General features: G+C 53.4%; 18 protein-coding genes, 5 tRNA genes and 1 other RNA gene. 1 reads left to right on the top strand and 23 read right to left on the bottom strand.

What is annotated here, in order from left to right; translation table 11 throughout:
- Positions 1-37 precede the first annotated feature (37 nt).
- The 13 genes from rpoC to C2U54_RS05860 form a co-directional block, all read right to left on the bottom strand.
- Positions 38-4261 (bottom strand): DNA-directed RNA polymerase subunit beta', encoded by a 4224-nt coding sequence (gene rpoC / locus C2U54_RS05925; RefSeq protein ID WP_103177802.1) that lies wholly within the window; start codon positions 4259-4261, stop codon positions 38-40.
- A 76-nt stretch (positions 4262-4337) separates the two neighbouring features.
- Positions 4338-8366: a DNA-directed RNA polymerase subunit beta gene (gene rpoB, locus C2U54_RS05920; RefSeq protein WP_103177801.1), complete on the bottom strand. Its 4029-nt coding sequence runs from the start codon at positions 8364-8366 to the stop codon at positions 4338-4340.
- A 318-nt stretch (positions 8367-8684) separates the two neighbouring features.
- Entirely contained in the window at positions 8685-9050 is a 366-nt protein-coding gene (gene rplL / locus C2U54_RS05915; RefSeq protein ID WP_103177800.1) for a 50S ribosomal protein L7/L12, read from the bottom strand.
- A 66-nt stretch (positions 9051-9116) separates the two neighbouring features.
- Entirely contained in the window at positions 9117-9614 is a 498-nt protein-coding gene (rplJ, locus tag C2U54_RS05910) for a 50S ribosomal protein L10 (RefSeq protein ID WP_004097644.1), read from the bottom strand.
- Positions 9615-9903: 289 nt separating this feature from the next.
- Positions 9904-10608, bottom strand: coding sequence for a 50S ribosomal protein L1 (gene rplA / locus C2U54_RS05900; protein WP_103177798.1), 705 nt, complete (start codon positions 10606-10608; stop codon positions 9904-9906).
- Positions 10609-10611: 3 nt separating this feature from the next.
- Positions 10612-11040 carry a 50S ribosomal protein L11 gene (rplK, locus tag C2U54_RS05895; protein ID WP_004097640.1) on the bottom strand — a complete coding sequence of 143 codons (429 nt, stop codon included), beginning with the start codon at positions 11038-11040 and terminating at the stop codon, positions 10612-10614.
- A 154-nt stretch (positions 11041-11194) separates the two neighbouring features.
- Complete coding sequence (nusG, locus tag C2U54_RS05890; RefSeq protein ID WP_003862341.1) at positions 11195-11740, bottom strand: transcription termination/antitermination protein NusG; 546 nt, start codon at positions 11738-11740, stop codon at positions 11195-11197.
- A gap of 1 nt (position 11741) precedes the next feature.
- A complete protein-coding gene (gene secE / locus C2U54_RS05885; protein ID WP_003862342.1) occupies positions 11742-12125 on the bottom strand; it encodes a preprotein translocase subunit SecE in 384 nt (127 codons plus the stop codon).
- A gap of 229 nt (positions 12126-12354) precedes the next feature.
- Positions 12355-13539 carry an elongation factor Tu gene (gene tuf / locus C2U54_RS05880; protein ID WP_059307073.1) on the bottom strand — a complete coding sequence of 395 codons (1185 nt, stop codon included), beginning with the start codon at positions 13537-13539 and terminating at the stop codon, positions 12355-12357.
- A gap of 118 nt (positions 13540-13657) precedes the next feature.
- Positions 13658-13733 (bottom strand) — tRNA-Thr (locus C2U54_RS05875).
- A gap of 6 nt (positions 13734-13739) precedes the next feature.
- Positions 13740-13814: transfer RNA gene (locus tag C2U54_RS05870), tRNA-Gly, on the bottom strand.
- A 117-nt stretch (positions 13815-13931) separates the two neighbouring features.
- A tRNA-Tyr gene (locus C2U54_RS05865) sits at positions 13932-14016 on the bottom strand.
- 8 nt (positions 14017-14024) lie between these two features.
- Positions 14025-14100, bottom strand: a tRNA-Thr gene (locus tag C2U54_RS05860).
- Between the two features lie 336 nt (positions 14101-14436).
- Here C2U54_RS05860 and coaA point away from each other — a divergent pair.
- Positions 14437-15387, top strand: coding sequence for a type I pantothenate kinase (gene coaA, locus C2U54_RS05855; RefSeq protein WP_103177797.1), 951 nt, complete (start codon positions 14437-14439; stop codon positions 15385-15387).
- A 50-nt stretch (positions 15388-15437) separates the two neighbouring features.
- Here coaA and dppF read toward each other — a convergent pair whose 3' ends face one another.
- From dppF to C2U54_RS05800, 10 genes are all read right to left on the bottom strand, one after another.
- Positions 15438-16451: a dipeptide ABC transporter ATP-binding subunit DppF gene (dppF, locus tag C2U54_RS05850; RefSeq protein WP_103177796.1), complete on the bottom strand. Its 1014-nt coding sequence runs from the start codon at positions 16449-16451 to the stop codon at positions 15438-15440.
- A complete protein-coding gene (dppD, locus tag C2U54_RS05845; RefSeq protein ID WP_103177795.1) occupies positions 16438-17430 on the bottom strand; it encodes a dipeptide ABC transporter ATP-binding protein in 993 nt (330 codons plus the stop codon). The genes dppF and dppD overlap by 14 nt, the downstream gene beginning before the upstream one ends.
- 10 nt (positions 17431-17440) lie before the next feature.
- A complete protein-coding gene (dppC, locus tag C2U54_RS05840) occupies positions 17441-18337 on the bottom strand; it encodes a dipeptide ABC transporter permease DppC (protein ID WP_103177794.1) in 897 nt (298 codons plus the stop codon).
- Positions 18338-18346: 9 nt separating this feature from the next.
- The gene (gene dppB, locus C2U54_RS05835) at positions 18347-19366 is read right to left on the bottom strand and encodes a dipeptide ABC transporter permease DppB (protein WP_103177793.1); all 1020 of its coding nucleotides are present in this window, start codon (positions 19364-19366) and stop codon (positions 18347-18349) included.
- Between the two features lie 162 nt (positions 19367-19528).
- Complete coding sequence (gene dppA, locus C2U54_RS05830) at positions 19529-21136, bottom strand: dipeptide ABC transporter periplasmic-binding protein DppA (protein ID WP_103177792.1); 1608 nt, start codon at positions 21134-21136, stop codon at positions 19529-19531.
- 642 nt (positions 21137-21778) lie between these two features.
- Positions 21779-21910: non-coding RNA, RtT sRNA (locus C2U54_RS05820), on the bottom strand.
- 33 nt (positions 21911-21943) lie between these two features.
- A tRNA-Pro gene (locus C2U54_RS05815) sits at positions 21944-22020 on the bottom strand.
- A gap of 91 nt (positions 22021-22111) precedes the next feature.
- Positions 22112-23803 carry a kdo(2)-lipid A phosphoethanolamine 7''-transferase gene (eptB, locus tag C2U54_RS05810; protein WP_103177790.1) on the bottom strand — a complete coding sequence of 564 codons (1692 nt, stop codon included), beginning with the start codon at positions 23801-23803 and terminating at the stop codon, positions 22112-22114.
- Positions 23804-24069: 266 nt separating this feature from the next.
- A complete protein-coding gene (locus C2U54_RS05805) occupies positions 24070-25272 on the bottom strand; it encodes an L-lactate MFS transporter (protein WP_103177789.1) in 1203 nt (400 codons plus the stop codon).
- A gap of 205 nt (positions 25273-25477) precedes the next feature.
- Positions 25478-26182: an autotransporter domain-containing protein gene (locus tag C2U54_RS05800; protein ID WP_103177788.1), complete on the bottom strand. Its 705-nt coding sequence runs from the start codon at positions 26180-26182 to the stop codon at positions 25478-25480.
- Positions 26183-26240 lie beyond the last annotated feature (58 nt).

Genomic DNA, 26240 nt, shown 5'->3' with positions numbered 1-26240 from the left:
CCGCCGAAGCGGGTTTTTTAATGGGCTGACTTAACGATTACTCGTTGTCAGAACCGCCCAGGCCTGCGTTCAGCAGCTCTGCCAGGCTGGCAGAGGCATCTTCAGCAGTTACCTGCGGTGCAGCAGGGATTTCGCCCGCTGCGCGACGGCGCATACGATCCTGGTGGTAGGCATAACCGGTACCCGCCGGGATCAGACGACCCACGATAACGTTCTCTTTCAGACCGCGCAGTTCGTCGCGTTTGCCCGCAACGGCTGCTTCGGTAAGCACACGAGTGGTCTCCTGGAACGATGCCGCGGAGATGAAGGACTCGGTTGCCAGAGACGCTTTGGTGATACCCAGCAGATCGCGTGCGTAGGTCGCACTGAGTTTGCCGTTCGCTTCCAGATCGCGGTTAGCAATCTTAACGCGAGAGTATTCAACCTGCTCACCTTCGAGGAAGTCGGAGCTACCGGCATTCACGATGGTGGCTTTACGCAGCATCTGACGAACGATAACTTCGATGTGCTTATCGTTGATCTTAACGCCTTGCAGACGGTAAACGTCCTGTACTTCGTTGGTGATGTAACGCGTTACCGCGTGTACGCCACGAAGACGCAGAATGTCGTGCGGTGCTTCCGGACCGTCGGAAACCACGTCACCACGTTCTACACGTTCACCTTCAAACACGTTGAGCTGACGCCATTTTGGAATCATCTCTTCGTACGGATCGCTGCCATCCAGCGGCGTGATCACCAGACGGCGCTTCCCTTTGGTCTCTTTACCGAAGGAAATAATACCGCTGATTTCAGCCAGGATTGCCGGCTCTTTCGGACGACGTGCTTCGAACAGGTCCGCAACGCGCGGCAGACCACCGGTGATATCTTTGGTACCGCTGGATTCCTGAGGAATACGCGCCAGAGCATCACCCGCGCCGATCTGAATACCGTCTTCCAGCTGGACAATCGCTTTACCTGGCAGGAAGTACTGAGCCGGCATATCGGTGCCTGGGATCAGAACGTCGTTGCCGTTAGCATCAACGATTTTCAGTGCTGGACGCAGATCTTTACCACCCGCGGTACGTTCTGCAGAGTCCAGAACCACCAGGGAAGAGAGACCGGTCAGTTCGTCGGTCTGACGAGTAATCGTCTGGCCGTCGATCATATCGGTAAAGCGAATGAAGCCCGCCACTTCGGTGATAACCGGCATGGTGTGCGGATCCCAGTTTGCTACGGTTTCGCCGCCTGCAACCTGCTCGCCGTCGCCTTTCGCCATTACCGCACCGTAAGGCACTTTATAGCTCTCTTTGGTACGACCGAATTCGTCGATCAGTTTCAGCTCGGTGTTACGGGACGTGATAACCAGTTTACCGCTGGAGTTCACAACCGACTTCGCGTTGCTGAGCTTGATGCTACCTTTGTTTTTCACCTGGATGCTGGATTCAGCAGCCGCACGAGATGCCGCACCACCGATGTGGAACGTACGCATCGTCAGCTGTGTACCCGGTTCACCGATGGACTGTGCCGCGATAACACCGATTGCTTCACCTTTGTTGATGATGTGGCCACGCGCCAGGTCACGACCATAGCAGTGCGCACATACACCAAAGTCGGTGTCACAGGATACAACGGAACGTACTTTCACGGAGTCAACAGAGTTCACTTCCAGCAGATCACACCACTGCTCGTTCAGCAGGGTGTTACGTGGAACCAGAATGTCTGCAGTGCCCGGCTTCAGAACGTCTTCCGCGGTCACACGACCCAGTACGCGATCGCGCAGCGGCTCTTTAACATCACCACCCTCGATAACCGGGGTCATGGTGATACCTTCGAGGGTGCCACAATCGTCTTCGGTAACAACCAGGTCCTGCGCAACGTCTACCAGACGACGCGTCAGATAACCGGAGTTAGCTGTTTTCAGTGCGGTATCCGCCAGACCTTTACGCGCACCGTGCGTGGAGATGAAGTACTGGAGTACGTTCAGACCTTCACGGAAGTTCGCGGTGATTGGCGTTTCGATGATGGAGCCATCTGGCTTCGCCATCAGACCACGCATACCTGCCAGCTGACGAATCTGTGCTGCAGAACCACGCGCACCGGAGTCGGCCATCATGTAGATGCTGTTGAAGGAGACCTGCTGCTCTTCTTTACCTTCACGGTTGATTACCGTTTCAGTCTGCAGGTTGTCCATCATCGCTTTGGATACACGATCGTTCGCCGCTGCCCAGATATCGATAACTTTGTTATAGCGTTCGCCTGCGGTTACCAGACCAGACTGGAACTGCTCCTGGATCTCAGCAACTTCAGCTTCCGCTTCAGAGATGATCTCGTGTTTCTTCTCTGGGATGACCATGTCATCAATACCAACAGATGCACCTGAACGCGCTGCATAAGCAAAGCCGGTGTACATTGTCTGGTCAGCGAAGATAACGGTCGGCTTCAGACCCAGAATGCGGTAACAGGTGTTCAGCATTTTGGAGATCGCTTTCTTACCCAGCGCCTGGTTGACGATGGAGAAAGGCAGACCTTTCGGTACGATCATCCACAGAATGGCACGGCCAATGGTCGTGTCTTTCAGACTGGTTTTCGCAACGAATTCGCCGTTTTCATCTTTTTCATATTCGGTGATACGCACTTTAACGCGCGCATGCAGAGAGGCCAGGCCAGCGCGATAGATACGCTCAGCTTCTTTCGGGCCAGTCAGCACCATGCCTTCGCCTTTGGCGTTAACACAGTCACGGGTCATGTAGTACAGACCCAGTACAACGTCCTGAGAAGGAACGATGATTGGTTCACCGTTCGCTGGAGACAGGATGTTGTTAGTAGACATCATCAGCGCACGCGCTTCGAGCTGGGCTTCCAGCGTCAGCGGTACGTGAACAGCCATCTGGTCACCATCGAAGTCGGCGTTATAGGCCGCACAAACCAGCGGGTGCAGCTGGATAGCTTTACCTTCGATCAGTACTGGCTCAAATGCCTGGATACCCAGACGGTGCAGGGTTGGTGCACGGTTCAGCAGTACCGGGTGTTCGCGGATCACTTCGTCCAGGATATCCCAAACGACAGCTTCTTCACGCTCAACCATTTTCTTAGCGGCTTTGATGGTGGTGGCGAGGCCACGCAGTTCCAGCTTGCCGTAGATGAACGGTTTGAACAGCTCCAGCGCCATTTTCTTCGGCAGACCGCACTGATGCAGACGCAGGTATGGACCTACGGTGATTACAGAACGACCGGAGTAGTCAACACGCTTACCGAGCAGGTTCTGACGGAAACGACCCTGCTTACCTTTGATCATGTCGGCCAAAGATTTCAGAGGACGTTTGTTAGAACCGGTGATCGCACGACCGCGACGACCGTTATCCAGCAGGGCATCTACCGCTTCCTGCAGCATACGTTTTTCGTTGCGTACGATGATATCTGGCGCAGCCAGATCCAGCAGACGTTTCAGACGGTTGTTACGGTTAATGACGCGACGATAGAGATCGTTCAGGTCAGACGTCGCGAAACGACCACCATCCAGCGGAACCAGCGGACGCAGATCTGGCGGCAGAACCGGCAGAACGGTCAGGATCATCCACTCTGGTTTGTTACCAGACTGAACGAACGCTTCCAGCAGTTTGATACGCTTGGTCAGCTTTTTACGCTTGGTTTCGGAGTTGGTTTCGTTCAGCTCTTCACGCAGCTGCTCGCACTCTTGCTCCAGATCCATGCTCTTCAGCAGGGCCTGGATCGCTTCCGCACCCATCTTCGCGTCGAATTCGTCACCGAACTCTTCCAGCGCGTCCAGATACTGCTCTTCGGTCAGGATCTGGTTACGTTCCAGATTGGTCATGCCGCCTTCGATAACCACATAGGATTCGAAGTAAAGAACACGTTCGATATCGCGCAGTGGCATATCGAGCAGCAGGCCGATACGGGACGGCAGAGATTTCAGGAACCAGATGTGGGCAGTCGGAGACGCCAGCTCGATGTGGCCCATGCGCTCACGACGCACTTTAGTCTGGGTCACTTCAACGCCGCACTTCTCACAGATCACACCACGGTGTTTCAGGCGCTTGTACTTACCGCACAGGCACTCGTAATCTTTTACTGGCCCGAAAATACGCGCACAGAAAAGGCCGTCACGCTCAGGTTTGAACGTACGGTAGTTGATGGTTTCCGGCTTTTTAACTTCACCGAAAGACCATGAACGGATCATGTCTGGCGAGGCCAGAGCAATTTTGATCGCATCAAACTCTTCGGTTTTAGTTTGCGCTTTCAGAAACTTTAATAAGTCTTTCACGGATTTGCTCCCGTCGGAGTTAGCACAATCTGGTGTCGGGAGTTACCCCGACACCAGTGACCTGTTTGAGCGAGAGTTACTCGTCTTCCAGTTCGATGTTGATACCCAGCGAACGAATCTCTTTCAACAGTACGTTGAAGGACTCTGGCATGCCCGGCTCCATCTGATGGTTGCCGTCCACGATGTTTTTATACATCTTGGTACGACCGTTCACGTCATCAGACTTAACGGTGAGCATTTCCTGTAGGGTGTATGCTGCGCCATATGCTTCAAGCGCCCACACTTCCATCTCCCCGAAGCGCTGACCACCGAACTGCGCCTTACCACCCAGCGGCTGCTGAGTAACCAGGCTGTAAGAACCGGTAGAACGCGCGTGCATCTTGTCATCAACCAGGTGGTTCAGTTTCAGCATGTACATGTAGCCAACGGTTACCTGGCGCTCGAACTGCTCACCGGTACGACCGTCGAACAGAGTGATCTGGCCAGAACTTGGCAGGCCACCCAGCTGTAACAGTTCCTTGATTTCAGACTCTTTCGCACCATCGAAGACAGGCGTTGCGATTGGCATACCCTTACGCAGGTTTTCAGCCAGACGCATCACTTCTTCATCGCTGAAGGTGTTCAGGTCGACTTTCTGGCAAACGTCGGTACCCAGATCGTACGCACGCTGGATGAATTCGCGCAGTTTCGCGACTTCCTGCTGCTGTTTCAGCATGGCGTTAATCTTGTCGCCGATACCTTTCGCAGCCATACCCAGGTGGGTTTCAAGGATCTGACCGATGTTCATACGAGACGGTACGCCCAGTGGGTTCAGTACGATGTCTACCGGCGTGCCGTTTTCATCGTAAGGCATATCTTCGATCGGGTTGATCTTAGAGATAACACCCTTGTTACCGTGACGACCCGCCATCTTATCACCAGGCTGGATCTGACGTTTAACGGCCAGATAAACCTTAACAATCTTCAGCACGCCCGGTGCCAGATCGTCGCCCTGAGTGATTTTGCGGCGTTTCGCTTCGAGTTTCTTCTCGAACTCGTGTTTCAGTTCGTCATACTGCTCAGCCAGCTGTTCCAGCTGATTTTGTTTCTCTTCGTCGGCCAGGCCCAGTTCCAGCCAGCGGTCACGCGGCAGCTTGTCGAGCTTCTCAGCTTCAACACCACCGGAAACCAGCACCGCGTAGATACGACCAAACAGGCCAGCTTCAAGGATCTGCAGCTCTTCAGACAGGTCTTTCTTAGCCTGCTTCAGCTGCATCTCTTCGATTTCCAGCGCACGTTTGTCTTTTTCTACGCCATCGCGAGTAAAGACCTGTACGTCGATAACCGTACCGGAAACACCGTTCGGTACGCGCAGAGAAGAGTCTTTAACGTCAGACGCTTTCTCACCGAAGATCGCGCGCAGCAGTTTCTCTTCTGGCGTCAGCTGGGTTTCACCTTTCGGCGTTACCTTACCAACCAGAATGTCGCCGCCGGTCACTTCCGCACCGATGTAAACGATACCGGATTCATCCAGTTTGGAGAGCGCAGCTTCACCCACGTTAGGGATGTCAGCGGTGATCTCTTCTGGCCCCAGCTTGGTGTCACGGGAGACACAGGCCAGTTCCTGGATGTGAATAGTGGTGAAACGATCTTCCTGAACCACACGCTCGGAGACGAGGATGGAGTCTTCGAAGTTGTAACCGTTCCACGGCATGAACGCTACGCGCATGTTCTGACCGAGCGCCAGTTCACCGAGGTCGGTGGACGGACCGTCTGCCAGCACGTCGCCGCGCTCAACTGGCTCACCCAGAGATACGCAAGGCATCTGGTTGATACAGGTGTTCTGGTTAGAACGGGTGTATTTGGTCAGGTTGTAGATGTCGATACCCGCTTCGCCTGGGTACATCTCGTCTTCGTTAACTTTGATAACGATACGGGATGCATCCACGTACTGAACGGTACCGCCACGTTTAGCAACTGCAGTTACACCGGAGTCAACGGCAACAGCACGTTCCATACCGGTACCAACCAGCGGCTTATCAGCGCGCAGAGTCGGAACCGCCTGACGTTGCATGTTCGCACCCATCAATGCACGGTTGGCGTCATCGTGTTCCAGGAACGGGATCAGGGACGCACCGACGGAAACCACCTGCTGGGTGGAAACGTCCATGTAGTCAACCTGGTCGTTGCTGAACAAGCTGGATTCACCTTTGCTACGGCAGGTAACGAGGTCATCAACAAAGCGACCTTCTTCGTCCAGGTTGGTGTTCGCCTGGGCGATAACGTAGTTACCTTCTTCGATAGCAGACAGGTAGTGAATTTCGTCGGTTACAACACCGTCAGTCACTTTACGGTACGGGGTCTCGAGGAAGCCGTATTCGTTCGTCTGTGCGTACACGGACAGGGAGTTGATCAGACCGATGTTTGGACCTTCAGGCGTTTCGATTGGACATACGCGACCGTAGTGGGTCGGGTGTACGTCTCGAACTTCGAAGCCTGCGCGCTCACGGGTCAGACCGCCTGGGCCGAGTGCAGAGATACGACGCTTGTGCGTGATCTCAGACAGCGGGTTGTTCTGGTCCATAAACTGAGACAGCTGGCTGGAACCAAAGAACTCTTTCACTGCTGCGGAGATCGGCTTGGCGTTGATCATATCCTGAGGCATCAGGGTATCCAGATCGCCCAGAGACAGACGCTCTTTCACCGCACGCTCTACACGTACCAGGCCAACGCGGAACTGGTTTTCCGCCATTTCGCCTACGGAACGGATACGACGGTTGCCGAGGTGGTCGATATCGTCCACTTCGCCTTTACCGTTACGGATATCGATGAGCTTCTTCATCACTTCGATGATGTCTTCTTTGCTCAGGATACCGGAACCTTCGATCGTGTCACGCAGCAGAGAACGGTTGAACTTCATACGACCAACCGCGGAGAGATCGTAGCGGTCTTCGGAGAAGAACAGGTTCTCGAACAGGCTTTCAGCCGCTTCGCGAGTTGGTGGCTCACCAGGGCGCATCATGCGGTAGATTTCTACCAGCGCGCTCAGACGATCGGTGGTTGGGTCGACACGTACGGTTTCGGACATGTACGGACCGTGGTCCAGATCGTTGGTGAACAGCGTTTCGATACGCTTGTGGCCAGACTGGCTCAGCTTAGCCAGCAGATCCAGGCTCAGCTCCATGTTCGCTGGGCAGATCAGCTCGCCAGTAGATGCATCAACGTAGTCTTTTGCTGCAACTTTGCCAGCAATGTACTCAACCGGAACTTCGATGTGTTTGATTTCATCTTTTTCCAGCTGACGGATGTGGCGCGCAGTAATACGGCGGCCTTTTTCCACATACACTTTGCCGTTGGCTTCGATGTCGAACGACGCGGTATCACCACGCAGACGCTCTGGCACCAGTTCCATTTGCAGCTTGTTGTCGCGAATTTCAAAGACAACTTTCTCAAAGAACAGATCAAGAATCTGCTCAGTGGTGTAGTTCAGCGCACGCAGAATGATGGTCGCAGGCAGTTTACGACGACGGTCGATACGGACAAACAGGTTGTCTTTCGGATCGAACTCGAAGTCCAGCCAGGAACCACGGTAAGGAATGATACGCGCGTTATACAGTACTTTACCGGAAGAGTGCGTTTTACCTTTATCGCTGTCGAAGAAGACGCCCGGGCTACGGTGCAGCTGGGAAACGATAACACGCTCAGTACCGTTGATAACGAAAGTACCGTTGTCGGTCATGAGCGGAATTTCGCCCATGTAGACTTCTTGTTCTTTGATGTCTTTAACGGTGCCTTCCGGCGCTTCGCGCTCGTAGATCACCAGACGCAGTTTAACGCGCAGCGGTGCCGAGTAGGTCACGCCACGGATTTGACATTCCTGAACGTCAAATACCGGTTCGCCAAGGCGGTAGCTGACGTATTGCAGCTCGGAGTTACCGCTGTAGCTCTTAATCGGGAATACGGAACGGAAGGCTGCTTCCAGGCCGTACTGCCCTTCAGGATCTTGCTCGATAAACTTCTGGAACGAGTCAAGCTGGATAGAAAGGAGATATGGAATGTCCAGAACTTGTGGACGTTTACCAAAATCCTTACGAATACGTTTTTTCTCGGTATAGGAGTAAACCATAGGGTTCCTCAGCTCGCTGACAAGTCGACCCATCTGTCCATTGGCGGACAGTTTGTGCAACACCATTTTGTTGATCGGAAAATCGAACACTTTCCGCAATGCCTGTTGCTATCACGCTTAAACCATTTCATTGCGATTTACCCAGAGCGAGCACCCTGTCGCAGTATATTAAGTCGTCGATAGAAACAAGCATTGTCAGGACAACCAGCAGTCAAACAGTGTGAAACGCTACTGGCGCCTTACAGCGCAAAAAGGCTGGTGACCAAAAAGTCACCAGCCATCAGCCTAATTTCTCAGGCTGCAACCGGAAGGGTTGGCTTATTTAACTTCAACTTCAGCGCCAGCTTCTTCCAGAGATTTTTTCAGTGCTTCTGCGTCGTCTTTGCTCACGCCTTCTTTCAGCGCAGCTGGAGCAGATTCTACCAGGTCTTTAGCTTCTTTCAGACCCAGGCCAGTTGCAGCACGTACTGCTTTGATTACAGCAACTTTGTTCGCGCCAGCAGCTTTCAGAACTACGTCGAATTCAGTTTTTTCTTCAGCAGCTTCAACCGGGCCAGCAGCTACAGCTACAGCAGCAGCAGCGGAAACACCGAATTTTTCTTCCATTGCAGAGATCAGTTCTACAACGTCCATTACGGACATAGCGGATACTGCTTCAATGATTTGATCTTTAGTGATAGACATTTAAATTGTTCCTGAAAATCAGAATAAGTTTATACGTAAGCGAATACTTGATAAAGAGGACTGCAATTAAGCAGCTTCTTTCGCATCGCGAACAGCAGCCAGAGTGCGAACCAGTTTGCCAGCCGAAGCTTCTTTCATGGTTGCCATCAGGCGTGCAATTGCTTCTTCGTAGGTCGGCAGGGTTGCCAGGCGATCGATTTGCGATGCCGGGATCAACTCACCTTCAAAGGCTGCAGCTTTAACCTCGAATTTTGCATTCGCTTTCGCGAACTCTTTGAACAGACGAGCAGCAGCGCCCGGGTGTTCCATAGAGTATGCAATCAAGGTTGGACCAACAAACGTGTCTTTCAGGCACTCGAAAGGAGTACCTTCAACTACGCGGCGCAGCAGGGTGTTACGAACAACACGCATGTAAACGCCAGCTTCACGACCTGCTTTACGCAGTTCAGTCATTTTATCTACAGTAACGCCACGGGAATCCGCAACTACTGCAGACAGCGCGCCTTTGGCTACTTCGCTGACTTCAGCAACAATCGCTTGTTTGTCTTGAAGATTTAAAGCCATTAGCTTTGCTCCTGGATGTTTGCCAGGGCTCATGCCCTGGAACTCACTTCACTCTTCCCAACGGGAAGAGCGTCTAAATACGGTGAGCAGAAACAAGCCAGAGTATCAAAAAATAATCTTAGCGTTCTGTCACCGTCTACGCAGGGGATTAAGCCTCTTGCGAGACACCTGCGGTCTTCGACGGAGGCCTGGATAGGCCAGGCTCCAACGAACAATTCGGTTACCCGCTAACCTGAGTTAGCAAACGTGGGCGAAGATTGTAGACAAATTCGCCGCCCACGTAAAGGTATTAGTTTGCAGCAGCGCTCAGGCCAGCCTGGTCAACTGCAACACCTGCACCCATGGTGGTGGAGATGCTAACTTTCTTGATGTACACGCCTTTCGCCTGAGTTGGTTTTGCTTTTTTCAGCGCAACCAGCAGAGCTTCCAGGTTTTCTTTCAGTTTGTCAGCGTCGAAGTCCACTTTACCGATGGTGGTGTGGATGATGCCGTTTTTGTCGTTACGATAACGAACCTGACCTGCTTTAGCGTTCTTAACCGCTTCAGCAACGTTAGGAGTTACAGTACCCACTTTCGGGTTTGGCATCAGGCCGCGTGGACCCAGAACCTGGCCCAGCTGGCCAACAACGCGCATTGCATCTGGAGATGCGATAACAACGTCAAAGTTCATTTCGCCTTTCTTGATCTGGTCAGCCAGATCTTCCATACCTACCAGCTCAGCGCCTGCAGCTTTAGCAGCTTCAGCGTTTGCGCCCTGGGCAAATACGGCTACGCGAACGGAACGGCCAGTACCGTGTGGCAGTACAGTTGCACCACGTACGTTCTGATCAGATTTACGAGCGTCGATACCGAGGTTTACAGCAACGTCAACGCTTTCAACGAACTTAGCGGTAGCCAGTTCTTTCAGCAGAGCGATAGCTTCGTTGATTTCGTACTGTTTGGTCGCATCAACTTTGTCACGGATCACGGACATGCGCTTGGTCAGTTTAGCCATTTCTTAGTCCTCCACTACCAGGCCCATGGAACGTGCAGTACCTTCGATGGAGCGAGTCATCGCTTCAATGTCGGAACCAGTCATGTCGGCAGCTTTGGTCTGCGCGATTTCCTGCAGCTGAGCGCGGGAAATTTTACCTACTTTGTCTTTGTTCGGCTTGCCGGAACCAGACTTGATACCAGCCGCTTTTTTCAGCAGAACTGCTGCCGGCGGGGTCTTGGTAACGAAAGTGAAAGAACGGTCAGCGTAAACAGTGATTACGACTGGGATTGGCAGACCTTTTTCCAGGGATTCGGTTTTTGCGTTGAACGCTTTACAGAATTCCATGATGTTCACACCCTGCTGACCCAGAGCTGGACCAACTGGTGGACTTGGGTTCGCCATACCAGCTGCAACCTGCAGCTTGACGTAGGCTTGTACTTTCTTAGCCATTCTAAAATCCTCTGATTGGGTTATAGCGCCTCAAGGAGGCTCCCCGTGATAAAATTCGTTTTACGGATTGCATCCATAAAAACAAAAGGCGCGAAATTGTATTCCAATCTCGCGCCCTGTGCAACGTTTAAATCGTCGCTTTTTTGATCGCTGCTTAGGCTTTTTCTACCTGAGCGAAGTCCAGCTCTACCGGGGTCGCACGACCGAAGATAGAAACAGAAACTTTCAGGCGGGACTTCTCGTAGTCCACTTCTTCAACCACACCGTTAAAGTCAGCAAACGGACCGTCATTAACACGTACCATTTCACCCGGTTCAAACAGCGTTTTCGGACGCGGCTTATCACCCACCTGCTGCAGGCGGTTCATAATCGCATCAACTTCTTTATCGCTGATTGGCGCCGGACGGTCAGACGTGCCGCCGATAAAGCCCATTACGCGCGGTACGCTGCGCACTAAGTGCCAGCTTGCGTCGTTCATCACCATCTGAACGAGCACGTAACCCGGGAAGAATTTGCGCTCGCTTTTGCGACGCTGGCCGCCACGGATCTCGACCACTTCTTCGGTCGGAACCATAACTTCACCAAACAACTCTTCCATGTTGTGTAATTTGATATGCTCACGCAGCGACGTTGCTACGCGGCCTTCAAAACCGGAAAACGCCTGAACGACGTACCAGCGCTTTTTAGGGGCTTCAGACATCTCAGAACCTCAGGCCAGTGATAAAGGATACCAGGCGAACCAGAATACCATCCAGTCCCCACAGGATCAGTGACATTACAGCGGTAACCGCAGCTACAATCAGCGTGGTGTGCAATGTTTCCTGGCGAGTCGGCCAAATGACCTTACGGACTTCCGTTCTCGCTTCGCGGGCAAAAGCGACGGTCGCTTTACCTTTGGTCGTCAACAGCGCGACACCACCCGCTGCAGCAATCAGAATTACCACTGCCAGCGCGCGTAGCGGCAGCATCATGTCACGATAAAGGTAGTTGCCCACGATTGCTACGATCAACAATACGGCTACTACTACCCATTTCATCGCTTCCAGGCCGCGCCCGCTCCCTTGAGCTTCGGTATTCGCACTCATAAACCAACCTGTCAGAAGTATTCTACAAACATTTTCACCCCGCGAGCGCGAGGCAAACCAAATCGAAATGCTAATTCGCTTTTCGGATTATACGCTCTCTGCAGAGCCTGTCTCAGCAATGATTATGACAAAAATAATCACTGATGAGCCAGGTTCTGATGTGAAAGCGTGCAAAAAGGGCATCAAATGATGCCCTTTTCATGCGCATTGCGTCAAATGTTATCAGCAATTAGCCGAGAACTTTAGCAACCACGCCCGCGCCAACGGTACGGCCGCCTTCGCGGATTGCGAAACGCAGACCATCGTCCATTGCGATTGGGTGGATCAGGGTAACAACCATTTTGATGTTGTCGCCTGGCATTACCATCTCAACGCCTTCTGGCAGTTCGATGGTACCGGTCACGTCAGTAGTACGGAAGTAGAACTGTGGACGGTAGCCTTTGAAGAACGGAGTATGACGGCCGCCTTCGTCTTTGGACAGGATGTACACTTCAGATTCGAACTTGGTGTGTGGCTTGATTGAGCCTGGCTTCGCCAGAACCTGACCACGTTCGATTTCTTCACGCTTGATACCACGCAGCAGAACACCAACGTTCTCACCAGCACGGCCTTCGTCCAGCAGTTTGCGGAACATTTCAACGCCAGTACAGGTAGATTTCGCAGTATCTTTGATACCAACGATTTCAACTTCTTCACCAACTTTGATGATACCGCGCTCTACACGACCGGTAACAACGGTACCACGACCGGAGATGGAGAATACGTCTTCGATTGGCAGCAGGAACGGCTTGTCGATAGCACGCTCTGGTTCTGGGATGTAAGAATCCAGGTAGCCAGCCAGTTCGATGATTTTCTCTTCCCACTCAGCTTCGCCTTCCAGCGCTTTCAGAGCAGAACCACGAACGATTGGGGTATCGTCGCCTGGGAAATCGTACTGAGACAGCAGTTCACGAACTTCCATCTCTACCAGTTCCAGCAGCTCTTCGTCATCAACCATGTCGCATTTGTTCAGGAACACGATGATGAAAGGAACGCCTACCTGACGACCCAGCAGGATGTGCTCACGGGTCTGAGGCATTGGGCCGTCAGTCGCAGCAACAACCAGGATCGCGCCGTCCATCTGCGCAGCACCGGTGATCATGTTTTTAACATAGTCGGCGTGGCCTGGGCAGTCTACGTGTGCGTAGTGGCGAGTCGGGGTGTCGTATTCAACGTGAGAAGTGTTGATGGTGATACCACGAGCTTTTTCTTCTGGTGCGTTATCGATCTGGTCGAATGCACGAGCAGAACCACCGTAGGTTTTTGCCAGAACGGTAGTGATTGCAGCGGTCAGCGTTGTTTTACCATGGTCAACGTGGCCGATAGTACCGACGTTAACGTGCGGTTTTGTACGTTCAAACTTTTCTTTAGACATCGATTGTCCCTCTAAGACACGGATAAATCGGTGATATCACCACATCAACCAGGCGAAATGCCTGAACTGTTGAATACATTTAAATTGAAACAGAGAGAAATGGGAGGGAGAAGTGAAGTGGTGCTGATACCCAGAGTCGAACTGGGGACCTCACCCTTACCAAGGGTGCGCTCTACCAACTGAGCCATATCAGCACGTATTGGAGCGGGCAGCGGGAATCGAACCCGCATCATCAGCTTGGAAGGCTGAGGTAATAGCCATTATACGATGCCCGCATCCTGAAACTCGGCTACCCAGTTCTTTCTGTAACAAAAAAAGAGATTTCTCTCTTTTTAAGTTCGAGCTGGTTAATTTTTTCAACCAACTCCGGCGGCGTTAACGCTGCCAGAAAGTGGTGGTGGGGGAAGGATTCGAACCTTCGAAGTCTGTGACGGCAGATTTACAGTCTGCTCCCTTTGGCCGCTCGGGAACCCCACCGGACTTGATGGTGCCGACTACCGGAATCGAACTGGTGACCTACTGATTACAAGTCAGTTGCTCTACCTACTGAGCTAAGTCGGCATCAAGTAGCGCGCATTCTATGGAGACATGGGCAGTCATGCAACTAAAAATTTGCATAAATTGTTCTTTCGCTCACATTTTGTGCTGGAAGAGTGAATAACGCTGTATTTTCAGGCAGACGCGCGCAAATATTCACCATATGCTGTCCCGTAATAGGCTCAAACCCGGTCTGTGACGATTCCCGCTTAACGCAACACGGGGCCACTTTTTTTCTTATTATTCGGCTCATCTGGTGTTAACCTCCTGCCCATTGTCCAAAATTAACTAATCAATGATGTGCCACTCCCCCCTACCCAGCCTCTGTTGTGGGATGCGATGGCTCATTCAAGCATGCTTATGAGCAAAAAAGAGCAAACGTTAATGACGCCTTATCTCCAGTTTAGCCGCAGCCAGTGGGCTGCTCTGCGTGACTCCGTCCCGATGACCTTAACGGAAGGCGAAATCGCACGGTTAAAAGGGATAAACGAAGACCTGTCGCTTGAAGAAGTGGCTGAAATTTATTTGCCTCTGTCACGTTTGCTGAATTTCTATATCAGTTCCAACCTTCGTCGACAGGCCGTGCTGGAACAGTTCCTCGGGACTAACGGACAGCGCATCCCTTATATCATCAGTATTGCCGGCAGCGTGGCCGTGGGTAAAAGTACCACTGCGCGCGTACTGCAGGCGCTGCTGAGCCGCTGGCCAGAGCATCGCAGCGTTGAGCTGATCACCACCGACGGCTTCCTGCACCCTAACGAGGTGTTAAAGGAGCGCGGTCTGATGAAGAAGAAAGGCTTCCCGCTCTCTTATGATATGCACCGTCTGGTGAAATTCGTGTCGGATCTGAAATCCGGCGTGCCGAACGTTACGGCCCCGGTCTATTCGCACCTGATTTATGACCGTATCCCTGACGGGGACAAAACCGTGGTCCAGCCGGACATTTTGATTCTGGAAGGGTTAAACGTTCTGCAAAGCGGGATGGACTATCCTCATGACCCGCATCATGTCTTTGTCTCCGACTTTGTCGACTTCTCTATTTATGTCGATGCCCCGGAAGATTTACTGCAAAGCTGGTACATCAACCGCTTCCTGAAGTTCCGCGAAGGGGCATTCACCGATCCTGACTCCTACTTCCACAACTACGCCCAGCTCTCGAAAGAGGAGGCGGTGAATGTGGCGACCGCACTGTGGAATGAGATCAACTATGTGAACCTGAAAGAGAACATTCTGCCAACGCGCGAGCGGGCCAGCCTGATCCTCACCAAGAGCGAAAAACACGCTGTCGATCAAATCCGTTTACGGAAATAGCGTCCCGCAAACCAATAAAAAAACCGGCGAATTCGCCGGTTTTTTTTCACTTACGCGTGGGGCTTCTCGCCATTTTCGTCCTGGTCCACCGCAAAGCAGGCCACCAGTTGTCCGCCGTAGTCTTTCAACTGCGGTTGCAGTTGGGTACATGGTCCAAAACGACGGCGGCAGCGGGCGTTGAATGCACACCCCGGCGGCGGATTGAGTGGGCTTGGCAGCTCACCGGTCAGCTTAATACGCTCCCGGCGGTCATCCGGGTTCAGACGCGGGGTCGCAGAGAGCAACGCCTGGGTATACGGATGGCGCGGGTTATTAAAGATCTGATCCTTGGTGCCCTTCTCGACGCAACGGCCCAGATACATCACCATCACTTCATCCGCGATATGCTCTACCACTGAGAGGTCGTGCGAGATGAAGACATACGACAGGCCTAAATCCTGCTGCAGATCCATCATCAGGTTCAGCACCTGCGCACGGACGGAAACGTCCAGCGCGGAGACCGGTTCATCGGCGATCACCACATCCGGATCGAGCATCAGACCACGGGCAATAGCGATACGCTGACGCTGGCCGCCAGAGAACATATGTGGATAGCGATCGTAGTGCTCGGTCTTAAGCCCCACTTTCGCCATCATCGCCAGCGCCTTTTCGCGACGCTGCTCTTTACTCAGCGTGGAGTTGATCTGCAGCGGCTCCTCCAGAATCTGCCCCACTTTTTTACGCGGGTTCAGCGAACCATAGGGGTTCTGGAAGACAATCTGGATTTTCTGGCGACGCAGCTTCTGCGCGTCGGGATCGTGCTTCAGCAGATCCTGCCCTTGATAGTACAGCTCGCCCCCGGTCGGGGTTTCAATCATGGTCAGCAGGCGACCCAGTGTGGATTTCCCGCAGCCAGACTCGCCTACTACCGCCAGCGTTTTGCCGCGCTCGAGGGTAAAGGAGACGCCGTCCAGCGCTTTCACCAGGCGCTCAGGGGCAAACAGCCCCTTCTTCACCGGGTAGTGTTTTTTCAGATCGATAGCCTGCAACAGGGGCTGTTGCATGGTGGCCTCATGCGTACTCATAGTTCGGCCTCCCGGCGTCATCAAGTGGGTAGTGACATTTAGACTGGCGACCGCCGTCCACGGTGTTCAGCGCCGGCTCGTCAACGCGACATTTGTCCGTAGCATACGGGCAGCGCGGGTTCAGCAGACAGCCGGTCGGGCGGTCATATTTACCCGGTACCACGCCCGGCAGTGACTTCAGGCGCGCCTTATCCTGGGCAAACTCCGGCAGTGCGCGCAGCAGCGCCTGGGTATAGGGGTGACGCGGCGCGCGGAAGATATCGTGCGAGCTGCCGGTTTCCACAACCTGCCCGGCATACATCACGATGATTTTATGCGCCGCTTCGGCCACTAACGCCAGGTCATGGGTGATCAGGATCAGCGCCATGTTCTCTTTCTGCTGTAACTCCAGCAACAGCTCGATGATCTGTGCCTGAATGGTCACGTCCAGCGCGGTTGTCGGTTCATCGGCAATCAGCAGTTTTGGCCGACAGGCAATCGCCATGGCGATCATCACGCGCTGGCTCATCCCGCCGGAGAGCTGGTGCGGATAGACATCCAGACGCGAGGCCGGGTCCGGAATACCCACCTGGGTCAACAGATCGATTGCCCGCTGGCGGCGGGTTTTCTTGTTTCCGCCCTGGTGCACCTTAATGGCTTCCATAATCTGGAAGCCCACGGTGTAGCACGGGTTAAGGCTGGTCATCGGATCCTGGAAGATCATCGCCACTTCGGCACCGACCAGGTTGCGGCGCTCTTTTTCGGAAATGCGCTTCAGATCCTGCCCGTTAAATTCCAGGTTTTCCGCCATCACGCGGCCTGGAAAATCAATCAGTCCCATGATTGCCAGGGAGCTTACCGATTTACCGGAACCGGACTCGCCCACAATGCCGACCACTTCACCCTGATTTACGCTGTAGCTGACCCGATCTACGGCGCGAAACTCGGAGCCTACGTCACCGAAGTGCACCGATAATTTATCTACATTTAATAACGCCATCTCGTGCCTCTTACTGCTTCAGTTTGGGATCAAGTGCATCACGCAGACCATCACCCATCAGGTTAAATGCCAGCACCGTCAGCAGGATCGCCAGACCCGGGAAGGTCACGACCCACCAGGCGCTTTGCGCGAACTGCAACACGTCGGAGAGCATGGTGCCCCACTCCGGTGTTGGCGGCTGCGCACCCATGCCAAGGAAGCCAAGGGCGGCCATATCGAGAATGGCGTTAGAGAAGCCGAGCGACGCCTGAACAATCAGCGGCGCAAGGCAGTTTGGAAGAATGTTGATGAACATCTGACGCATCGCGCCAGCGCCCGCCACGCGAGAGGCGGTAACGTAGTCACGGTTCACTTCCACCAGCACCGCCGCACGGGTTAATCGCACGTAGTGAGGAAGGGCAACAAAGGTCAGGGCCAGCGCGGCGTTGCCGATTGACGGGCCGAAGATCGCCACCAGCACCAGCGCCAGCAGCAGGCTTGGCAGAGCCAGCATGATGTCGACGATACGCATGATGGTGTTATCAATCAGGCCGCCAAAGTAACCAGCGATCAGGCCCAGCACCACGCCGAGGATCAGCGACAGCACCACCACCAGACAGCCAACCAGCAGCGACAGACGTGCGCCGTACATCAGACGGGAAAGCACATCACGGCCCACGTCATCGGTACCCAGCAGATGCGTCAGGGTGCCGCCGTCCTGCCATACCGGGGGTGCAAGCAGCGCATCACGGAACTGCTCCGCCGGGTTATGCGGCGCGAGCACGTTCGCAAACACGGCGATCAGGATCATGATGGAAACGTATACCAGCCCTACCACCGCGCCTTTGTTGCGTTTGAAGTAGTGCCAGAACTCCTGCATCGGCGTCATTGGCACCGGTGCAGCTTTATTTACAGTAACTTGTGACATGATGGCCCCTTACTTCTTATGACGAATACGCGGGTTCACCACGCCGTACAGCAAATCGACCAGCAGGTTGACGAGGATAATCATCGTCGCCACCAGCAACACACCGCCCTGAACCACCGGATAGTCACGGCGCTGCAGCGCGTCAATCAACCAGCGGCCCAGGCCCGGCCAGGAGAAGATGGTTTCGGTCAGAATCGCCCCTGCCAGCAGCGTCCCCACCTGCAGACCGATAACCGTGACCACCGGCAGCATGGCGTTGCGCAGTGCATGAATGATGATCACCCGCATACGGGTCAGCCCTTTGGCGCGGGCAGTACGGATGTAGTCCTCGCCCAGCACTTCCAGCATCGACGAACGGGTCATACGCACGATGACCGCCAGCGGGATTGTCCCGAGCACCATCGCAGGCAGGATCATGTGTGCCAGCGCATCAATAAAGTTGCCCTCTTCACCCCAGATAGCCGTGTCGATCAGCATAAAGCCGGTCAGCGGATTGGTGTCATCGAGGAAGACCATATCGCTGACGCGTCCTGAGACAGGCGTCAGGTTCAGCTGCACCGAAACCAGCATAATCAGCATCATGCCCCACCAGAAGATAGGCATGGAGTAGCCGGTCAGCGCCAGGCCAACGGCAGTATGATCAAAGATGGAGCCACGTTTTACCGCAGCCAGCACGCCCACCGGAATACCAACGGCGACGGCAAAAATCATGGCGCAGACACCGAGCTCCAGCGTCGCTTTAAAACGTGGTACGAACTCTTCCCACACCGGAAGACGGCTTTTCAGCGAAATGCCCAAATCACCATGCATCACACCCCAGATATAGTGGAGGTACTGCTGCCACATCGGCTTATCCAGCCCCAGTTCGGCCAACAGCTGTGCATGACGTTCAGGAGAAATGCCACGCTCGCCCGCCATAATCATTACCGGGTCACCGGGGATCATATGGACGAAAGCGAAGGTGAGAAGGGTGATACCGATAAACGTAGGGATAACAAGTCCCAGACGTCGGAGGATGAACTGCAACATAACCCGGATTCTCTCTAATGACGTACGCCTGGAGGCGCGACGTCTGTATTGCTCACAAAACTACTGCCGGGTGGCGCTGCGCTTACCCGGCCTACATTTGTAGGCCCGCGCAAGCGCAGCGCCGCCGGGCATGGGGTGCTGTCGCACCCCTTACGCTTTTAATTATTCAACAGAGACGTTTTCGAAGTGGTGTTTGCCCAGTGGATCAACCACATAGCCTTTAACTTCTTTACGCACTGGTTCGTACACGGTTGAGTGAGCCACGATCAGCGCTGGCGCCTGCTCATGCATGACAACCTGAGCCTGTTTGTACAGTTCGATACGCTTGTTGTGATCTTCTGCGGCACGCGCCGGCTGAATCAGATCTTCAAACGGCTTGTAGCACCAGCGAGAGTAGTTAGAACCATCTTTCGCCGCGGCGCAGCTGAACAGGGTCGCGAAGAAGTTATCCGGATCCCCGTTGTCACCGGTCCAGCCCATCATCACAGCCTGGTGCTCACCCGCTTTAGCACGCTTGAGGTACTCGCCCCACTCGTAGGTCACGATCTTGGCCTGAACGCCGATTTTCGCCCAGTCAGCCTGAACCATTTCTGCCATACGGCGCGCGTTCGGGTTGTAAGGACGCTGTACTGGCATCGCCCACAGCTCAACGGTAAAGCCTTTATCCTGGCCCGCTTCTTTCAGCAGCGCTTTCGCTTTCTCAACGTCATAGGTGTAATCCTTAACGTCGTCGTTGTAGCCCCACATGGTTGGTGGGATCAGGTTCTTCGCGGCAACGCCAGCGCCCTGATAAACGGCCTTGATGATCGCTTCTTTGTTCACCGCGTAGGTCAGCGCCTGACGTACTTTCACGTCATCAAACGGTTTCTTCTCGGTGTTGAAGGAGAGATAGCCGACGTTCAGACCCGCCTGCTCCATCAGGTTGATGTTTTTATCCTGCTTCATGCGCGCGATGTCAGCCGGGTTCGGGTACGGCATAACCTGGCACTCGTTCTTCTGCAGCTTGGCGTAACGCACGGAGGCGTCAGGCGTGATGGAGAAGACCAGACGGTCGATCTGCGGCTTGGTGCCCCAGTAACCTTCAAACGCTTTGTAAAGAATGCGGGAGTCTTTCTGATACTGCAGCAGCTGGAACGGACCGGTACCGATTGGGTTCAGGTCAACTTTCTCCGGGGTGCCAGCTTTCAGCATGTTGTCCGCATACTCTTTAGAGAGAATAGAGGCGAAGTCCATGGCCAGGTCAGCCAGGAATGGCGCTTCCGGACGGGTCAGCACGAACTGAACGGTGTTGTCGTCCACTTTTTTGATTTCGCTGATCAGATCCGGCAGACCCATCCCTTCAAAGTATTCATAGCTGCCGCCGGATACTTTGTGGTACGGGTTCTGGGCATTTTTCTGACGGTCAAAGGAGAACACCACGTCGTCGGCGTTAAAGTCGCGCGTAGGTTTAAATTCTTTGCTGTCCTGCCACTTCACGCCCGGGCGCAGGTGGAAGGTGTAGGTCTTGCCGTCTTCGCTGATGTCCCACTTCTCTGCCAGACCCGGAATAACTTCCGTAGTACCGGTTTTGAATTCAACCAGACGGTTATAGATAGGTACAGAGCTTGCGTCGTACGTTGTACCAGAGGTAAAGAGCTGTGGGTTAAAGCCTTCCGGCGAGCCTTCAGAACAGTAGACCAGGGTTTTTGCCTGTACGCTTGCTGCGACAGTCATGGCTACCAGGCTCAGACCAAGCTTCAGCATCCCTGACTTCTTCAAGGAAATACTCATTGTTATTCTGCTCCAATGTGATGTTTTTGTTGTGTTACTCCGCCTGACCTTTAATTTTTTTTTACCCGGTCTGGTCGGTGTTGCCCTAAGGCGTGATAAGGGATGGAGATTCCTTTCAGAAGAGCGACTGAGTTGCAGCGCAGATCCTCCCTGAAATGCCCCTCGTGCCCTACAATCTGTCAACAGAATGTGAAAACGTCAATACAGGTGACGGGGATTTACGCTAAGTGTGAGAATTGGCAAACAAAGATTAAAAAAACCACCGGGACCTATTTTCAGCAGGGAAATTTATGCTACCCGCCATGATGCAGCACAACTCTCTATGCATTCTGCTACAACCAGTGATTAACATTTATTCAACCGGGGTAAATTTTCTTACGGAATGGCGATTATCTGCGCACTAAATGCCGTGAACGTTAAAACGCACAGGGGAAAATGCTGAGGTTATGTATAAGCAACGCGAAAAAAGATCATTCCATATATAAAAAAATACAATGGAATATGTCACATAATCGTTAACAGGCAGGGGGAAAGCGCGGTAACCGCTATTTTAATTACTTTTGAATAATAACGTTCTGATGGGGTGTATTACTGTAACCCATAAAAGCAAAAAACCCCGCTCAAAGAGCGGGGTTTCGAATGTGGTCGGCGAGAGAGGATAACTCGTCACTCCGTGACTCGCCCTGCGGGCCGTTGCTGAAGCAACGTTCTCTCGCTTCGCTCGAGTCGAACCTCCTGCCCCGGAGGTTCTCATCCTCATAACCTTCAGATGCAAAAAACCCCGCTCAAAGAGCGGGGTTTCGAATGTGGTCGGCGAGAGAGGATTCGAACCTCCGACCCACTGGTCCCAAACCAGTTGCGCTACCAAGCTGCGCTACTCGCCGAATGCGGAGCGCATCTTACTGCTACGCTCTGCCTCCGTCAATCCCTTATTTTGCAAAAGCCTTTCGATCGGCTATAAAGTCGCCAGGCCCGTTACTTTGCGGCTTTCGCGGCGCTGTCCGGCACTTTACACCAGTTGTTATTCTCGTTAATCCCGCCGTCCGGCGAGGTGTAACCGAGGCAACCGAGAATGGTGTCGTACAGTTCCACATGACGACGAGCCACCTTCATATCCGCCTGCGCTTTAAGATGCGCAAACATTTTGGCTTTCTCCGGGTTCTCCAGATACTTATCAGACATCCACACCATCATCGGTACGCGGAACTGCTCCGGCGGGGCCATCTTGCGCGGCGTACCATGCAGGTGCTCTTTCTCGTTAATCGACTCACCGTGGTCGGCGGCATAGAAAACAATGGCTTTCTTATCGCGCAGCTGGTCAATCACGCTGTCGATAAAGTGATCCACATAGGTCACCGAGTTGTCGTAAGAGTTGATCAGCTGCTGTTTACTGCAGTCTTTATCCACGCCTTTACACTCCGGCGTCCATTTCGCAAAGCTACGCGGATAACGCTGGGTATAGTTAAAGTGCGACCCTTTGGTATGCAGGATAATCAGATGTTTACCGTTCGGGTTGCTCTCCAGCGAGCGTTGCATCTCGTCGATCAGCAGCATGTCGTCCACGCTTTTACCGCGGTTACGCGGCTCAGCGCCAATCTGTTCACGGTAGGCAATGTTGTTGGCCATGGTATTGCTGTAGAACCACATCTCGCTCTGCATCGCATAGAGGTCGGAGGTAAAGCCCAACTGACGCAGCACTGAGAAAACGTTCTGCTCTTTCAGCGTTCGCTGTGGGTTATCGCTCGCCCCGCCCTCACGCACGAACATGCAGCGCAACGAGAGTTTGGTCGCGGTATCGCAGGAGTAACCGCGGAAGGCGACAAGGTTTTTCTCCTGCGCCAGTTTCGGTGTGGTATCCCGCTCATAGCCCAGAATGCCCATGTGATCCCAGCGCGTGGTTTCACCGATAATGAAGACAACGTAGGTGTCATCCAGATCCGAAGGCGCCTGATAGGTGAATTTCTTCGCCGGATTCAACAGCGATTTATTGTCGGAAGATTCATCCACCTGCGCCCAGGCGTATAACCCCAGCGCGGAGATCCAGTTTGAAGGCAGATAGGAGTTCGCCACCACGCCGCCATAGCTCGGCATATCCACGCCGGAGGTACGCTCGACATTCTTCTGCTGTAAATCCAGCAGGCGGATAGGTCCCCAGACCATTAAGCCTGCCAGCACCACCACCGCAGCGCTTCTGGTGCGCTGTCCGGGGGTACGCAGCTGGCGCAACAACGTATAGCGGCAGCGGTTGTTCCAGATAAGCAGTAGCGGCAGGATGCTGACGCAAACCAGCCAGAGAATAAAGTGTAAACCGACCACCTCTTTCGAGAGGTCGATATCTGTGGTCATCACCGAAGCAATAATGCCGTAGCCGATCACCACGTTCATAAAGGTCATGTAATAGCTGGCACCTGCCGAGCACAGCACCACCAGCGTGGCGAGTACCCGCCAGACACGGCGGCCAAACAGCGACAGCAAACGCAGTAAAAAGAAGGTAACCAGTACAGTAGCAACCAATTCAACGACCGCAGCGATTCCTTTCCAGGCGGTAAAGTCTTGCGCGTAACCGTCAAACCGACGGAAAAAAACCGCGCCATTCATAAACAGACCGATGTACAACGCAAGTAAAAAGCTGAGCTTTTGTTGCGTCATCGCTTTGATATATTTCATTAATGCAACCTGGAAAAAGGTAAAGTAGAGCCGCTTCACTCTTGGTCAAAAAGTGAACAGGTTATTTCATTGCCTGGGAGTACGTTATAAGAAACGTCTTTAAGCGCGGTAAGTAGACCACAGGGAAAAGAAAAAGTGGCAGCAGAGAATGTGATCCCTGCAAATATTTACAAAAAAACAAGTCCGATGGCCTACAACCGGCCTGTTCTTTACAGTTTATAAAAACAAAAAGGGCCGGAATATCCGGCCCTTAGAGGTAGTTTTAATCAAGCATGCGCTTGTTGCAACACTTCACGCTGCGGCTGGCGAATAGTGGTAGACAGGGCCAGAGACAGGATAAGTAAGGCGAATATTACGCAGAAAGTCACATAAAAACCGCCGAACAGCGAAGCAATAAGCGAACCGCAAATACTGCCGATACCAAAACCTAAATAAATAACGCCATAGTTTTTCGCCAGATTATTCAGGCCGAAGAACTCACTGACCAGCGACGGGAAGACGGTGATGGTGCCGCCGAAGTTAAACGCGACGCAGGCGATAGCCGCAAAGAAGGTCACTTCGTTGAGCGGGGCGAAAAGCAGAGCCGCCATTCCCACCAGGGAAACCACCTGGCCGAGGGTAATGACACGGATACGGGCAATTTTATCGGAGAGGATCCCCAGCACCAGGCGACCAGAGAGGTTGGCGATAGAGATAATGGTTACCGCGTTGGCCGCTGTTGCCGCATCCAGTTTTACCATCCCCTGGGCGATATCTTTCGCTACGCCAATCACATACAGACCGCTCATGCAGGCCGTCAGGAACATCACAGCCAGCATCCAGTACTGCGGCTTACGCATCGACTGGGCCAGCGTAAAGTCATTCTCGACAACGCCATTGACCGTCTGCACCTCCTGCTGCGGCGCATCTTTCATCAGGGTAGCGCCAAACAGGATCATCACCAGCACGATTGCGCCCCAGATCATAAAGGTCTTTTCAAGGCCGACGGTGGCGAGTAACTGGCTGTCGATAAATTTGAAGCCCAGGCTGCCAAGGCCATAAGAACCGATGGCAAAGGCGGAGATCAGCCCTTTACGCTCCGGGAACCATTTCACACAGTTCGACAGGGTTAAGAGATAGCCTGCACCATCCGCCAGCCCGACCAGCACCCCGGCGCTCAGCCACAGCATCATCAGATTGTTGGAATAGGCGGTCAGGAAGAAGCCCAGCCCCAGCAACACACCGGAAGCCATCGTGACGCGCTTCACGCCGAAGCGTTCCTGTAATTTACCGGCGATGGACGAAGAGAGCGCCAGGCCCAGGCTCAGCAAACCAAAGGAGAAAGCCACCTGGCTTATCGGGGCATTGAGTTTGTCGGAAAGAGCGCTGTTAAACAGGCTCCAGGTATAGACCGACCCCAGAGCGAACTGGGTCACGATAGTACCGAAGAGGGTCAGCCAGCGGGTGCGGTTGTAAGTTGAAGTGTTCATGGCAGTTGTCCTGCAGCAGAAAAAAGGGAAATTCACTGCTGACAACGATATCCAAAACCTTACCTTACCAGGGGTAAAACGGCATGAAATGCAGAGGGCGTGGAATGAAATGCCGAAAATCAGGAATGAATGGCCTGGACAACCGTCTGAACCGCACCGGAGAAGGCTCGCTTCCGGCGCTGCACAGGCGATTTACGTGCCTAATTCAGAACCTGGCGCTGACGCCGAGGGTATAAAGGTAATCCTCGCCGGTGGTCATATTTTCAGCCTGCGACATCGAGGCATAGGCCGCCATATGAGGATTGATCAGCATATCGGCCCCGACGGTGACATCCATCCAGTTACCGTATTGGGTGGACGGCACCAGGCGTCCCAGGCCGGACTGCATTTTCCACTGATTATCACCGAACTGCTGGTTATAACTGATTTGCGCCCACGGTCGCACATCGCCCACGCGCGTATCCACGCGCCAGCCGAGCGTACTTACGCTGGCGTGCCACAGCGGGTCGATCAGCGACTGCGTGTTCACGCTATCGCCAAACTCGTTGTACATATTGGGCGTGGAGCCGTCATAGTGCCAGGCGGCAACCGGTCCGGTCGTGAAACGGCGGGCCACGGGAATACTCCAGCCCACACTCATTGAGCTGGTAGCCTCCACAGGAGAGGAATCAGGTAAATTCAGCGCTAAACCGGGCGTATTCTGCGAGGAGAGGATCCGCTCTTTGAGAATGTCCTCATACCGCGGTTGGTGATCGTCGTCCCATGTATAACGCTCGGTGGTATTACTTTTTGTATCCGAAACGATATATTCCTGTTGCCAGGCGTTTGCTGTGTTGCCTGAAATCAGACAGGCCAACAAGCTCGCCATACCTGTCACGGCATGGCGGCCACTGATATTTTTTATCATCATCAAAGCGACTCCAGAGAAGAGCCGAGTTCGGCGATATTTGTGTTTGTTTAATTGAGGC

The organism is Leclercia sp. LSNIH1 (genome assembly GCF_002902985.1).
In the GTDB taxonomy this organism is placed as follows: domain Bacteria; phylum Pseudomonadota; class Gammaproteobacteria; order Enterobacterales; family Enterobacteriaceae; genus Enterobacter.
This window is presented reverse-complemented; position numbering and strand designations above follow the sequence as displayed.

Bases quoted from the DNA above. Each gene is read 5' to 3' on its own strand.
- rpoB (WP_103177801.1), bottom strand. From the start codon at position 8,366: ATGGTTTACTCCTATACCGAGAAAAAACGTATTCGTAAGGATTTTGGT.
- rplL (WP_103177800.1), bottom strand. From the start codon at position 9,050: ATGTCTATCACTAAAGATCAAATCATTGAAGCAGTATCCGCTATGTCC.
- rplJ (WP_004097644.1), bottom strand. From the start codon at position 9,614: ATGGCTTTAAATCTTCAAGACAAACAAGCGATTGTTGCTGAAGTCAGC.
- rplA (WP_103177798.1), bottom strand. From the start codon at position 10,608: ATGGCTAAACTGACCAAGCGCATGTCCGTGATCCGTGACAAAGTTGAT.
- rplK (WP_004097640.1), bottom strand. From the start codon at position 11,040: ATGGCTAAGAAAGTACAAGCCTACGTCAAGCTGCAGGTTGCAGCTGGT.
- nusG (WP_003862341.1), bottom strand. From the start codon at position 11,740: ATGTCTGAAGCCCCTAAAAAGCGCTGGTACGTCGTTCAGGCGTTTTCC.
- secE (WP_003862342.1), bottom strand. From the start codon at position 12,125: ATGAGTGCGAATACCGAAGCTCAAGGGAGCGGGCGCGGCCTGGAAGCG.
- tuf (WP_059307073.1), bottom strand. From the start codon at position 13,539: ATGTCTAAAGAAAAGTTTGAACGTACAAAACCGCACGTTAACGTCGGT.
- coaA (WP_103177797.1), top strand. From the start codon at position 14,437: ATGAGCAAAAAAGAGCAAACGTTAATGACGCCTTATCTCCAGTTTAGC.
- dppF (WP_103177796.1), bottom strand. From the start codon at position 16,451: ATGAGTACGCATGAGGCCACCATGCAACAGCCCCTGTTGCAGGCTATC.
- dppD (WP_103177795.1), bottom strand. From the start codon at position 17,430: ATGGCGTTATTAAATGTAGATAAATTATCGGTGCACTTCGGTGACGTA.
- dppC (WP_103177794.1), bottom strand. From the start codon at position 18,337: ATGTCACAAGTTACTGTAAATAAAGCTGCACCGGTGCCAATGACGCCG.
- dppB (WP_103177793.1), bottom strand. From the start codon at position 19,366: ATGTTGCAGTTCATCCTCCGACGTCTGGGACTTGTTATCCCTACGTTT.
- dppA (WP_103177792.1), bottom strand. From the start codon at position 21,136: ATGAGTATTTCCTTGAAGAAGTCAGGGATGCTGAAGCTTGGTCTGAGC.
- eptB (WP_103177790.1), bottom strand. From the start codon at position 23,803: ATGAAATATATCAAAGCGATGACGCAACAAAAGCTCAGCTTTTTACTT.
- C2U54_RS05805 (WP_103177789.1), bottom strand. From the start codon at position 25,272: ATGAACACTTCAACTTACAACCGCACCCGCTGGCTGACCCTCTTCGGT.
- C2U54_RS05800 (WP_103177788.1), bottom strand. From the start codon at position 26,182: ATGATGATAAAAAATATCAGTGGCCGCCATGCCGTGACAGGTATGGCG.